Origin of the sequence: Polaromonas sp. (assembly GCF_039932935.1) — a bacterium.
In the GTDB taxonomy this organism is placed as follows: domain Bacteria; phylum Pseudomonadota; class Gammaproteobacteria; order Burkholderiales; family Burkholderiaceae_C; genus Polaromonas.
Window position 1 is genome coordinate 22960 of the sequence record NZ_JBDTPB010000079.1, and the last position, 12098, is coordinate 35057.

Sequence of the window (12098 nt, forward strand, 5' to 3'; positions counted from 1 at the left end):
GGTCAAACATTCTAGACAGACCTCCCGGCTGTGCAGGGCGTAGGGATTAATGGCCTTTTTGCACGCTTTTACCTGCGGCAATTAGGGCGGGTTCTGGTTTTCCTGATCGCAATTTCGACGCTTTCGTGCTCAACTTGAGGTCACGTATCTGCTAAGGAGTCATACATGAAGAAGTTCAGCAGGTGGTTCGCTGCCATCGCCATGGCCGCAATCGCTCAGGCAACCCCGGCACAAATCCTGGTCGGACAAACCGCAGGCTTTACCGGCCCCGTCGGCGCCGGCGTCAAGGAAACCACGGACGGCGCCAAGCTCTACATCGATGCCGTCAATGCCAAGGGCGGGCTGGGCGGGCAAAAGATCGAGCTGATTTCGCTCGACGACAAGTTCGAGCCCAAGCTCGCGGTGGAAAACGCCCGCAAGTTGATTGAGGAGCAGAACGTAGTGGCCCTGTTTCTCACACGCGGCACACCGCACACCGAGGCCATCGTCCCCTTGCTCGACAAAAACAGCGTGCCGCTGATAGGCCCGTCCACCGGCGCCATGGTGCTGCACCAGCCCGTCAAGAAGTATGTATTCAACGTGCGTGCCACCTACCAGCGCGAAGCCGAAAAGGCGGTCACCCACCTCAGCTCCATGGGCATCACCCGGGTCGGCATCATTTATGCCGACGACAGCTTCGGTGCCGACGGCGTCATGGGCGCGCAAAAAGGGCTGGCAACCGCCAAACTGCAGCCCGCCGTGCTCGAAAAATTCGACCGCAGCAAGCCCGACTTCGGACCGATCGCACCCAAGGTCTACCAATCCAACGCGCAGGCCGTCATCATGGTGGCTTCGGGGCAGGCCGTGGTCGATGGCATCAAGGCCCTCCGCGCGGCAGGCTCCACCGCACAGATCGTCACGCTGTCCAACAACGCCTCGGGCGGTTTTGTGAAAAGCCTGGGCGACAACGCCCGCGGCGTGATCGTCACGCAGGTGTTTCCCTACGAACGCTCCATCGCCTTCCCGATGGTAAAGGAAGCACAGGAGCTGGCCAAGGCCAAGGGACAAGCCGACGTGAGCCCCGCCATGCTGGAAGGTTTTGCCGCAGCCAAGGTGCTGGTGGAAGGCCTGCGCCGAGCCGGCGCCAAACCCACGCGCGAAAAGCTGCAGGCTGCGCTCGAAGGCCTGCGCAAGCTCGACATCGGCGGGCTGGAGGTCAGCTACAGCCCCGAGGACCACACAGGCCTGGACTTTGCCGACCTGTCCATCATCGGCACTGACGGAAAATTCAAGCGCTAGCCTGGCGCCACGCGAATCCGCACACAAAAATGCCCGGCATGTCCGGGCATTTTCATGGGCGGCGCCACGCGTATCAGAGGTACAGCGCCTGCTCCAGCTCCTTGAATTTTTCAGGGCCGACGGCTTCCTTGATCTTGGGTGCCAGCTCCTTGAGCTTGTCGATGTCACCCGCTGCTTCAACCGCCAAATTGAGCCTGAAACCCCGAAGCCCCAGGGCTGCGGTGAGGCGCGTCGCGATAGGGTAAGCCTTTGAATAGTGTTCCTGTGCGCTCAGCGTAGGGCTGCCATCGGCATTTTGCGCAGACACCTCGGGAAGAGGTTCGGCAGGTGCTTGTACTGCGGCAGGTGCCAGCAGGCCCAGCGAAATCAGGTGATGGATGTCTTCTGCGGTAACGCCAAAACCCGAGGTTGCCTTGACCACGTCTTCCATGCTGCGTTTGCCGTCAAACATGATGAAGGCAGAACGCTGCCGGGGGGTCAGTGCGACGGTGCGGTTTTGTACGGCGGTCTGGCCTAACTCCGTCTTGGTGTAAATCATCGGCTGCTCTCCATTAAATGCGCGAGGGGTGCCGCCAGTTGCGGTTCTTGGTTCTTGTTTGGCAGAGACGCTGTATGCGTTATTTTTGTCCCCGCCATTTCAATTTACCCCATTTTTATCACCAATGCACCTCTTTTGGGCATCTTGCGGCCATGTCCTGCACGCCAATGCGCTTCCATCCCGTCCCTCACGCCACCAAATCCGAGCCAGACACTCAACCATGCGAGCTCATCGCTAATGTCCCTGCCACGGCGGGCGAGAACGGCGATAAGGCGCCATGCTTTTCGCCACTCAAGTCAATGTCGCCGCCCTTGTTCAACAAAAACAAGGCGAGTCCGGCAATGACGACAAATCCCAACACAATTTTCCACATCTTTCGTTCTCCCAAAAAAAAGCCCCCGGCAATTCATGTCGAGGGCCTTCGGTTCTACAAGGCCTGAAGGCAGGTGCAGCCACTGGCCAGCACCTGCCTGAAGACCGGTCAGTCGTTTGCGTAAATATCCACGTCCTTGGTTTCCTTGATAAACAAGGTGCCAATCACCAGCGTCATGCCGGCGATGATGATCGGGTACCAGAGGCCGTTGTACATGTTGCCGGTTTGCGCCACGATGGCGAAGGCGGTGGTGGGCAGCAGGCCGCCGAACCAGCCATTGCCAATGTGGTACGGCAGGCTCATCGAGGTGTAACGGATACGGGTCGGGAACAGCTCCACCAGCATGGCGGCGATCGGGCCGTACACCATGGTCACAAGCAGCACCAGGTAGAACAGGATGGCCGTGACCATGACCTTGTCGATCTTGGCGGGGTCAGCCTTGGTGGGATAGCCGGCGGCCTTCAGGTCATCTGCCACCAGCTTCTTGAACTCGGCGTCCTTCTTCTTGGCGTCATCGGCGCTCATGCCTTTTGCCGTGTAGCTAGGAATGGCGGTTTCGCCAATCTTGATGGAGGCCACGGTGCCGGCGGGTGCGATGACGTTCTCATAGCTTACCGAAGCGCCTGCCAGAACCTGCTTGGCGATGTCGCACGAGCTGGTGAACTTGGCGGTACCCGTCGGGTTGAACTGGAACGAGCATTCTTTTGGATCGGCAGTCACGACCACTTTGTTCTTGGCTTGTGCAGCAGCCAGGTCGGGATTGGCGGCTTTGGTCAGCGCGGTGAACACGGGGAAGTAGGTGACCACAGCCAGCAGGCAACCGGCCATGATGATGGGCTTGCGCCCGATCTTGTCGGACAGCGTACCGAAGATCACGAAGAATGGGGTGCCGAGGATCAGCGAATAAGCCACCAGGATATTGGCGGTTGGGCCGTCAACCTTCAGCGCTTGCGTCAGGAAGAACAGTGCGTAGAACTGGCCGGAGTACCAGACCACAGCCTGGCCGGCGGTCAGGCCGATCAGCGCCAGGATCACGATCTTCAGGTTTTTCCATTGACCGAAGGACTCGGACAGAGGTGCCTTGGAGGTCTTGCCTTCAGCCTTCATTTTCTGGAAGGCGGGGGACTCGTTCATCGACAACCGGATGTAGACCGACACGGCCAACAGCAGGATGGACACGACGAACGGAATGCGCCAGCCCCAGTCGGCGAAAGCGGCTTCGCCCATGGCGGTACGCACACCCAGGATGACCAGCAGGCTCAGGAACAGGCCCAGTGTGGCCGTGGTCTGGATCCAGGAGGTGTAGGCGCCGCGCTTGCCCTGTGGCGAGTGCTCGGCCACATAGACAGCTGCACCGCCGTATTCACCGCCGAGCGCCAGGCCTTGCAGCATGCGCAGGGCAATCAGGATCACCGGAGCGGCGACACCAATAGAGGCGTAGTTTGGCAAGAGGCCCACGATGAAGGTCGACAAGCCCATGATCACGATGGTGACCAGGAAGGTGTACTTGCGGCCGATCATGTCACCCAGGCGGCCGAACACCAGCGCGCCGAAAGGACGCACGATGAAACCGGCAGCGAACGCGAGCAGCGCAAAAATGAACGCCGATCCCGAGTCCAGTCCGCTGAAGAACTGCTTGGCAATGATGGCGGCCAATGAACCGTAGAGGTAGAAGTCGTACCACTCAAATACGGTGCCGAGCGAGGAGGCGAAAATCACCTTCTTCTGCTCGGCGGTCATCGGCCTGTTGTCGACGGCTGTTGCCATGATGTTGTCTCCAAAATAATGAGACTTCCGGTATGGAAGCTGCCCCCATTATTTTGTTTTTGCCTGACCTAGCTCTGACGTGAAACTAACAGGAGCTTTCGCGAAACTTATGCGGGGCTGACAAGTCAAGGGGAAACCCTTGAGAGTCTTTTCAGCATGCGAAGACCCCTAGGGAAAACACGTAAGGGCTGACACTAGCGGGTGCGCGTGATGCCTGACACCACCTGACGCACGCCGTCCCATTCATTTCCCTCAAACCAGGGGCTGCCAAACAGGTACTCGCGCAGCATCGGCAACGCATCGAGCCCCCAGAAAATTTTGCCGTCGACTTCAAACGCCGGCACGCCAAAAACGCCCTTCGCGATCGCCGCTTCCGTATTGCTTTTAAGCTGCGCCTTTACGCCCTCCCCCTGCACATCGCGCGCAGGCGCCAGCTGCTGCAACAGCGCCTCATACCGGGCCGCATCGCCGGCCTCGCCGCCATCGCACCAGACGTGACGCAAGATGATTTCGCACGCATAGCGGTTGGGCGTGCCGCCCTGCCCCTCAGGACCACAGGCCACAGCCAGACGCAACAAGGGCAAGGGGTTGAAGGGATGGCTCACCGGCACCTTCAGCGCAATACCCAGGCTGTGCGCCAGCCACAGCACCTGCCGGTACGTCCAATCGCGTTTGGGGGTGATCTCCGCAGGGCCGAGCTGGCCATAGTGCTTGAGCATGCCTGCGAACAGCACCGGCGTGTACGCCACGCTGTAGCTCACACCTTTCAGCGCTTCGGGGAGGCGCTCAAAAGCCAGGTAAGCATAGGGCGAAATGACGTCGAAATAGCACGTGATGTGCCTGACGGTCGGCGCATTACCGGCCGCCGGTTGCAGGGCCCTGGACCCGGTCATGGTTGCATCGCAGCCATGCGCTGCCCTATGGACGTCCAGATATGGCGCTTTGCGGCGTCGTCCGCACCGCTCCACTGCGCAATTTCGTCGCGCGTGCGAAAGCAGCCTTCGCACAGGCCCGAAGCCGCGTTCATGCGGCACACGGAAATGCAGGGCGACGGAACGTCGGGCTCGCTGTCCAGCGTGGCCGCGCGCAGGGACACCAGCGCTATCGCATGCTTGCGCGCCAGCACTTCCTCGTCCACGTTCACCGCGAAGTCAGCCACCGGCGCGCCCGTCAGCGCTTCAAGCTCCTGTGGGGTCAGCTGAAACACCGCATGCGGATGGCCCGCAGCGGCCCATACCGTGTCAAAGCGAAACAGCGAACGGTCAATCAGCGTCACGGAGGGCGTGGCATGCGCCAGCGGCGACACACCGCCGATGGAAAAACCTGTACGCGCCTTCACAAACTCCGCATCGGCCCGTGCCAGGCGCTTGCCGTCGGGGCAGACCATGGCTTCAACCTTTTTCTCATTGACGCGCTGGTCGCCGGACGTCACCACCAGCACAGCGGCATCGTCGGACTTGCGGCGAAAAATAATGCTCTTGGCAATCTGGCCCACATGCACACCCAGCGCGTCGGCCGCTTGCTGCGCGGTGCGCGCGGCATCGTCAAGCATGACCGGCGCATGCAGATGGCCGCTGTCCAGTAGCACCGCGGCAACCCGCTGCACACCTTCGGGCAAAGTCTTCAATTCAGCACCACACATCATGAGCCCCCACGCTTTTCACTGCGTGTAATACGCGAGGCCTTGCAGGCCGCCGCTCGCCGGAGACTTCGCTTCTGTCGCCCGTCCAAAGCTGCGCAGGCAGCTTTGGAGCCGCGGGCTTCAGCCCCTCGGGGGCGCTGCGCCTGCGGCCCGGCTGAGCCGGTTCCGCGGCCCCGGCTGGCTTGTATGTCATTGCACATCAGTTCGTCCGCTTATTCAGAAGCGCAGTGGCTGCGCGGGAATTGGGTTTGCGCCCCAGAAAATCACTGATGAATTTCCCCGCATCAATCAGCTTGTCCAGGTCAATGCCCGTGTCAATGCCCATGCCATGCAGCATGTAGACCACGTCTTCGGTCGCAACGTTGCCGGTCGCACCTTTGGCGAAAGGACAGCCGCCCAGCCCGGCAACCGAGGTGTCGTACTGCCACACGCCCATCTGCAGCGCGGTCAATGTGTTACTCAGGGCCTGGCCATAGGTATCGTGGAAGTGGCCCGAGACATCGTTAATGTCGAAGTGCTTGAGCGTCGCCTCCATCGCGCGCTGCACCTTGAGCGGGGTGCCGACACCAATGGTGTCCGCAACGCCAACGTGCTGCACACCGATGCCCTTCATCAACCCGGCCAACATGCCGACGCGTTCCGGCGCGATCTCCCCTTCATACGGGCAACCGACCGTACACGACATCGCACCGCGCACATGAATGCCCTTCTCGCGCGCGGCAGCCACCACCGGCGCAAAACGCTCAATGCTTTCCGCAATCGAGCAATTGATGTTTTTCTGGCTGAAGGCCTCGCTGGCAGCACCGAAGACGACGATCTCGTCGGGCCATTCGTTTTTTGGTGCGGCGACGGCGGCCTCAAAACCCTTCATGTTTGGCGTCAGCACCGAGTAGCTGACACGCGGGTTGCGGCGAATGCCGGCCATCACCTGCGCGTTGTCACTCATTTGCGGCACCCACTTGGGCGAGACAAAACTCGTAACTTCAATCTCGGTCAGGCCTGCGTCCTGCAAGCGGTGCACCAACTCAATCTTCACGGCAGCCGGCACCTCGGCCTTTTCATTTTGCAAGCCGTCGCGGGGGCCGACATCAACAATTTTGACTTTGGAGGGCAAGGACATGGTTTTTCCAGTATTCGATTTCAGGGTCTGGTTGTTGCAAGGGCCGCGTTGCGCGGACGCAAACGCAAAAGCAACCAACCAGCCAGCACACCCACGGCACTGAACAGCAAAAGCACACCCCCGATGAAGCCCTGCACCAGCACCGAACCCACAATCTGGGCCTGCACCGGATCTTCCGCTGCGTAACGCACCTTCACGGCTTCACCGACCTTGTGGATGGCACCGCCCTGTCGCACCAGAGGGTCGGCCACACGCAAGGTACGGCCATCGTGCGTGGAAAATTCAACAATGCTTTTCTGGCCGGAGCTGAGTTTCAGGCGGGAAGCTTCATGGCCCACCACCCGCCCGGCAACCGTGCGCGTGTCGCTGCCAAGTCCCAGGCTTGAGGCCAGCAGCCAGAGCGCTCCCAAGGCCGTCAAGCTACTGGGCACAAGCAGCAACCAGCCAAAAACACTGAGCAGGCGGTGGGATGTGGACGATGGCATCAATGAGACTCCGGCGACCTGCGCTTCAGTAGCCGCGCAGGGGATCGACGATACCAGCAACCTGCTCCCCCCGCTCAACGGCACGCAACTTGCCCGCAATCTGGGCAATGCTTTCCTCGCGCAGCGTGCGAGCCGAGGTGTGCGGCGTCACGGTAATCTTTGGGTGATTCCAGAAAGGGTGGTCTGCCGGCAGTGGCTCGGTATGAAACACATCCAGCGTGGCGCCCGCCAGATGGCCGTTGTCGATCAGCGTGATCAGGTCGCCATCCACCAGGTGGCTGCCACGCGCCACGTTGATCACATAGCCGCCGGGCCGCAGTCGCGACAGGGTGTCCAGGTTCATGATGCCCTGTGTGTCGGGCGTCAGGGGCAACAGGCACACCAGGATGCGGCTGGCCGCCAGGAAATCCTGAAAGCCCTGGCCGCCCACCTCGCCTGCGAAGCACTGCACGCCCTCAATCGTCTTGGGAGAACGGCTCCAGCCATTCACCGGAAAATCAAACTGCGCCAGCGCGCGGCTGACGCGCTCGCCCAGCACGCCCAGGCCCATCACGCCGATCGGGAAGTCCGTGCGCAGCCGGGGCTTGCGGTACGACCACTTTCCCTCAGCCACATCGGCCTCATAACCGTCAAGCTCACGAAAGTGGCGTATCACCGCGTGGCACACAAACTCGGCCATCTGCACCGACATGCCCGCGTCGTCCAGCCGCACCACAGGCACATCGGCGGGAAGGCGCAGTTTCATGAGCGCATCGACACCCGCGCCAATATTGAAAATTCCCTTGAGCCGGGTCTGCTCGTCAAAGAACTGCTGAGGCGGCGACCAGACCACGGCGTAGTCGGCCAGCTCCGCGCCAGCAGACCACAGACTCACCTGGGCATCTGGAAACGCGGCGTTCAGGCCGTCCACCCATGGCTGGGGCTTGGTATCGGTACAACAAAAACTGATGCGCATGAAAACTTCCGTGAGTGTCAGATCAAACGGCTATTTTCAACAATTCCGCGCCCTCACTCACCTGGTCGCCCGGCGCGTACAGCAGTTCTTCCACCGTGCCGTCGGCAGGCGCTGCAATGGTGTGTTCCATTTTCATGGCTTCCATCACCGCCAGCGGCTGGCCCTTGCTCACCTTGTCGCCGGCTTTCACCGCAAAAGACACCACCTTGCCCGGCATGGGCGCCGTCAGGCGGCCGCCTTCGGCATGCGCTTCGCCCGCATGGGCCAGCAGGTCGATAGAAAGAATTTGCGTGGCGCCTTTGGCGGTAAATACATAGTCCAGCTCACCTTGCGCGTACACCGCGGCGGTCATGCGCTGGCCTGCAAACTGCACGTCGATGCCCTCAGCCGTTTCGGCAAACACCAGCGGCCCCGCCGACTCACCCACCGTCAAGTGCAAGGCACCGTCATGAAGATAGCTCAGCGTGGCTTTGGCAGGCTCGCCATGAAACTCAAACTCAAAGCGCCGCTGCATCACGCCATGCGAGCGCCAGCCGTCGCGCCGGCTGAAAGGGTCTGCACCTTCGGCAGCGCGTTCGTCCAGCAGCGCCTTGGCCACCGCCGCGGCCGCCGCCATGGCCAGGCCCACAGGCTCCTGCTTGAAGAGCACGGCTTCTTCACGCTGGATCAGTGCGGTGTCGAGGTTGGCTTTGGAAAACGAAGGGCTGCGCACCACATAGCGCAAGAACTGAACATTGGTGCTCAAGCCCACGATGCGGGTCTGCGCCAGCGCGTCGTCGAGCCGGGCCAGCGCTTCTTCACGCGTGGCGCCGTGCACGATGAGCTTGGCCACCATGGAGTCGTAATACGGCGAAATCGCATCGCCTTCCCGCACGCCGTCGTCCACGCGAACCTGCCCTCTTTCGAAGGCGGTATGCGCCGGCTTCTTGTACACACTCAGTGAACCGGTGGCGGGCAGGAAGTTGTTGTCGGGCGTCTCAGCGCAGATGCGCGCCTCAATCGCGTGGCCAGTAATGCGCAGCTGGTCTTGCGCCAGCGGCAGCTTTTCGCCGGAGGCCACGCGCAGTTGCCATTCCACCAGGTCCAGGCCAGTGATGGCCTCCGTTACCGGGTGCTCGACCTGCAGGCGCGTGTTCATCTCCATAAAATAGAAGGCCCCCACGCTTTTCGCTTCGCGTAATGCGCTGCCCCCCGAGGGGGCTAATTTTCCTAGGGGCGGCCCGTCGGAAAATTGTTCATCAGTTTGCTCAACGATGAACTCCACCGTACCGGCACCCACGTAATTCACAGCGCGCGCAGCCGCCACCGCCGCATCGCCCATCTGCTTGCGCATCGCTTCCGTCATGCCGGGCGCGGGCGCTTCTTCCAGCACCTTCTGGTGGCGGCGCTGCACCGAGCAGTCGCGCTCAAACAGGTAGACGTAGTTGCCGTGCGTGTCACCAAACACCTGGATCTCGATGTGGCGGGGGCGCTGGGCGTATTTTTCAACCAGCACCGCGTCGTCGCCAAAACTGTTGATGGCCTCGCGCTTGCAGGATGCCAGTGCTGCTTCGAAGTCTTCGGCTTTATCGACCGCGCGCATGCCCTTACCGCCGCCGCCCGCGCTGGCCTTGATCAGCACCGGGTAGCCGATGCGGTCCGCTTCACGCTTGAGCAGCGCCGGGTCCTGGTCGCTGCCGTGGTAGCCAGGCACCAGCGGCACGCCGGCTTTTTCCATCAGTTGTTTTGACTCGGCTTTCAGCCCCATGGCCTTGATGGCTGAGGCTGGCGGGCCGATAAAAACGAGGCCGGCGTCGGCGCAGGCTTGCGCGAACTCTTCGTTCTCGCTCAGGAAGCCATAGCCCGGGTGAATCGCCTCCGCGCCTGTGGCCTTGGCGGCTTCGATGATGCGTTCCCAGCGCAAATAGCTGTCTTTGGGTGCGCTGCCGCCGATATGGATGGCCTCGTCGCAAAAGCCGACGTGTTTGGCGCCTGCGTCAGCGTCGGAATACACCGCGACGGATTGGATGGCCATGCGGCGCGCAGTAGCAGCAACTCGGCACGCTATCTCGCCTCTGTTGGCAATCAAGATTTTTTTAAACATGGTCGTTCTTTGAGAAAGGAGACTTCAAGGTGAAAGCAGAAGCGGTGCCGGGGTCTGGCCTGCCGCTGAAAATGCGGGCCACGCGGATAAAGAGCTGACGCAAAAAACGCCAGCACACACGGATCAGCCAGATGCTGAGCGCCAGCATCAGGGCCAGCACCACGACAAAAACCAGCGGGTGCGCAATCGCCAGCCACAGACCCAGCGGCACCATGCCGTCTTCGAGCAGCGAGGCGCCGATATTGCTGAAGGGCTCGGGCGAGGTATTGATGGCCGCACGCGTGGTGGCCTTGGCGGCGAAGCTGGTGGCCGCCAGCGTGCCGCCCAGCAAGGCCGCCACCAGCGCGCCCAGGCCGTTGTCTGCGCCAAACACCGCGGCTGCCAACGCAGCGCCTGCGGGGATGCGGATCACACCATGCACCACATCCCACAACGAATCCAGCCCCGGAATCTTGTCGGCAAAAAATTCGATGAACACCATAAACCCGCTGACACCCAGCACCACCGGGTTAGACAGCAGATGCAAACCCGCCGGCAAATCGACCCAGCCCATAAATCCCGCCAGGCCGGTGAGCAGCACCACGAGATACAGGCGAACCCCGCTGGCCCATCCCAACGCACCGGCGAGTGCAATCAGTTGTGCGGTGTCAAGTGCTTGCATTACGAACTCCCAACAAGAAGAGTGAAAAGGCCCCCAACCCAGCGAACGCCGCGGGACCGGCTTTGTCGGATCGCTGGTGTTGCCCCCTCGAGGGGGGAGGTGGCTACACGAAGTGAGCAAGCAACGGGGGTGGGCGTCATGCTAACCAGGAGGGCTTGCGCTTTTGAAGAAAGGACTGAACGCCTTCACGGCCTTCAGCGCTCACACGCACATCGGCAATGCCCTGCACCGTCATCTGCGTCAGCTCAGGGGTGATGGCTTGCCCTGCCACGTCCTGCACCAGTTTTTTGCACAGCTTCACGGCCTCTGGGCCTGCGCTGACGAGCGCCTTCACCAGCTCGGCGACCTTGGCGTCCAGCGCTTCGGCCGCCACAACCTCATGCACAAAGCCGATGCGCAAGGCCTCGGCCGCATCAAAGCGCTCAGCGGTGAGGAAGTAGCGGTGCGCGGCCCGTGCGCCCATCGCGCGGATCACATAAGGACTGATGGTGGCCGGGATCAGGCCCAGTTTGACTTCGCTGAGGCAATAACCTGCCGTGTCCACTGAGACAGCCATATCGCAAGCTGCCACCAGGCCGGTGCCGCCCGCATAAACGTCGCCCTGTATCCGGGCAATGACAGGCTTGGGGCACTCATACACCGCCTGGAGCATGGTCGCAAGGCGACCAGCATCTTCCAGGTTCTGCGCATAGGTGTAGTCCGCCATGCTGCGCATCCAGTTCAGGTCTGCGCCTGCACAGAAGGCGGGGCCGTTGGCCGCGAGCACGATGCACCGCACGTCATCGTGCATACCCAGCTCGACAAAGGCCTGGGTTATCTCGGCAATCACTTCCTGGTTAAAGGCATTGCGCACGTCGGGGCGGTTCAGCGTGACGGTGGCAAGCTGCGACTCGACCTGGATGTTCAGGTGATTCATCTCATTTGTCCTTTCCAGCGGGCTGCTGATTACATTCTGAACACGCCGAACTTCGTATCCGGAATCGGCTGATTCAGCGTAGCCGACAAGCCCAACGCCAGCACGCGCCGCGTATCCGCTGGGTCAATCACACCGTCGTCCCAGCCACGGGCGCTGGAGTAATAGGGGTGCGACTGGTGGCCAAACTGGTCGAGTACCGGCTGCTTGAAAGTCGCCTCTTCTTCCGCGCTCCAGGCGCCGCCCTTGGCTTCAATCGCATCGCGCTTTACCGTGGCCAGCA

Annotated in this window: 13 protein-coding genes; 1 reads left to right on the forward strand and 12 read right to left on the reverse strand. The window is 61.3% G+C overall.

Annotated elements, in window-relative coordinates:
- Positions 1–165: 165 nt before the first annotated feature.
- The gene (locus tag ABI546_RS14335; protein WP_348047400.1) at positions 166–1278 is read left to right on the forward strand and encodes an ABC transporter substrate-binding protein; all 1113 of its coding nucleotides are present in this window, start codon (positions 166–168) and stop codon (positions 1276–1278) included.
- A 73-nt stretch (positions 1279–1351) separates the two neighbouring features.
- Here ABI546_RS14335 and ABI546_RS14340 read toward each other — a convergent pair whose 3' ends face one another.
- From ABI546_RS14340 to ABI546_RS14395, 12 genes are all read right to left on the reverse strand, one after another.
- Positions 1352–1816 (reverse strand): hypothetical protein, encoded by a 465-nt coding sequence (locus tag ABI546_RS14340; RefSeq protein ID WP_348047401.1) that lies wholly within the window; start codon positions 1814–1816, stop codon positions 1352–1354.
- 214 nt (positions 1817–2030) lie between these two features.
- Positions 2031–2189 carry a hypothetical protein gene (locus ABI546_RS14345; protein WP_348047403.1) on the reverse strand — a complete coding sequence of 53 codons (159 nt, stop codon included), beginning with the start codon at positions 2187–2189 and terminating at the stop codon, positions 2031–2033.
- Positions 2190–2297: 108 nt separating this feature from the next.
- Positions 2298–3956: an MFS transporter gene (locus ABI546_RS14350; protein ID WP_348047405.1), complete on the reverse strand. Its 1659-nt coding sequence runs from the start codon at positions 3954–3956 to the stop codon at positions 2298–2300.
- A 194-nt stretch (positions 3957–4150) separates the two neighbouring features.
- Positions 4151–4849, reverse strand: a complete 699-nt coding sequence (locus ABI546_RS14355; RefSeq protein WP_348047407.1) for a 2-hydroxychromene-2-carboxylate isomerase — start codon at positions 4847–4849, stop codon at positions 4151–4153.
- On the reverse strand, positions 4846–5583 hold the full coding sequence (locus ABI546_RS14360) for a YbaK/EbsC family protein (protein WP_348047409.1): 738 nt from the start codon (positions 5581–5583) through the stop codon (positions 4846–4848). The genes ABI546_RS14355 and ABI546_RS14360 overlap by 4 nt, the downstream gene beginning before the upstream one ends.
- Before the next feature lie 214 nt (positions 5584–5797).
- Positions 5798–6718, reverse strand: coding sequence for a hydroxymethylglutaryl-CoA lyase (locus tag ABI546_RS14365; RefSeq protein WP_348047411.1), 921 nt, complete (start codon positions 6716–6718; stop codon positions 5798–5800).
- Positions 6719–6738: 20 nt separating this feature from the next.
- Positions 6739–7203: a DUF3592 domain-containing protein gene (locus tag ABI546_RS14370; protein WP_348047413.1), complete on the reverse strand. Its 465-nt coding sequence runs from the start codon at positions 7201–7203 to the stop codon at positions 6739–6741.
- Positions 7204–7228: 25 nt separating this feature from the next.
- Positions 7229–8158 carry a glyoxylate/hydroxypyruvate reductase A gene (locus tag ABI546_RS14375; RefSeq protein ID WP_348047415.1) on the reverse strand — a complete coding sequence of 310 codons (930 nt, stop codon included), beginning with the start codon at positions 8156–8158 and terminating at the stop codon, positions 7229–7231.
- A gap of 22 nt (positions 8159–8180) precedes the next feature.
- Positions 8181–10241 carry an acetyl/propionyl/methylcrotonyl-CoA carboxylase subunit alpha gene (locus ABI546_RS14380; RefSeq protein WP_348047417.1) on the reverse strand — a complete coding sequence of 687 codons (2061 nt, stop codon included), beginning with the start codon at positions 10239–10241 and terminating at the stop codon, positions 8181–8183.
- Positions 10234–10902, reverse strand: a complete 669-nt coding sequence (locus ABI546_RS14385) for a DUF4126 domain-containing protein (protein ID WP_348047419.1) — start codon at positions 10900–10902, stop codon at positions 10234–10236. Before ABI546_RS14385 ends, ABI546_RS14380 begins: the two co-directional genes overlap by 8 nt.
- 136 nt (positions 10903–11038) lie before the next feature.
- Positions 11039–11818 carry an enoyl-CoA hydratase/isomerase family protein gene (locus ABI546_RS14390; RefSeq protein ID WP_348047421.1) on the reverse strand — a complete coding sequence of 260 codons (780 nt, stop codon included), beginning with the start codon at positions 11816–11818 and terminating at the stop codon, positions 11039–11041.
- Between the two features lie 29 nt (positions 11819–11847).
- The coding region (locus ABI546_RS14395) for a carboxyl transferase domain-containing protein (protein WP_348047423.1) at positions 11848–12098 on the reverse strand (251 nt) is incomplete at its 5' end.

Bases quoted from the DNA above. Each gene is read 5' to 3' on its own strand.
- ABI546_RS14380 (WP_348047417.1), bottom strand. From the start codon at position 10,241: ATGTTTAAAAAAATCTTGATTGCCAACAGAGGCGAGATAGCGTGCCGA.
- ABI546_RS14365 (WP_348047411.1), bottom strand. From the start codon at position 6,718: ATGTCCTTGCCCTCCAAAGTCAAAATTGTTGATGTCGGCCCCCGCGAC.
- ABI546_RS14390 (WP_348047421.1), bottom strand. From the start codon at position 11,818: ATGAATCACCTGAACATCCAGGTCGAGTCGCAGCTTGCCACCGTCACG.
- ABI546_RS14345 (WP_348047403.1), bottom strand. From the start codon at position 2,189: ATGTGGAAAATTGTGTTGGGATTTGTCGTCATTGCCGGACTCGCCTTG.
- ABI546_RS14340 (WP_348047401.1), bottom strand. From the start codon at position 1,816: ATGATTTACACCAAGACGGAGTTAGGCCAGACCGCCGTACAAAACCGC.
- ABI546_RS14375 (WP_348047415.1), bottom strand. From the start codon at position 8,158: ATGCGCATCAGTTTTTGTTGTACCGATACCAAGCCCCAGCCATGGGTG.
- ABI546_RS14370 (WP_348047413.1), bottom strand. From the start codon at position 7,203: ATGCCATCGTCCACATCCCACCGCCTGCTCAGTGTTTTTGGCTGGTTG.
- ABI546_RS14385 (WP_348047419.1), bottom strand. From the start codon at position 10,902: ATGCAAGCACTTGACACCGCACAACTGATTGCACTCGCCGGTGCGTTG.
- ABI546_RS14355 (WP_348047407.1), bottom strand. From the start codon at position 4,849: ATGACCGGGTCCAGGGCCCTGCAACCGGCGGCCGGTAATGCGCCGACC.
- ABI546_RS14335 (WP_348047400.1), top strand. From the start codon at position 166: ATGAAGAAGTTCAGCAGGTGGTTCGCTGCCATCGCCATGGCCGCAATC.
- ABI546_RS14350 (WP_348047405.1), bottom strand. From the start codon at position 3,956: ATGGCAACAGCCGTCGACAACAGGCCGATGACCGCCGAGCAGAAGAAG.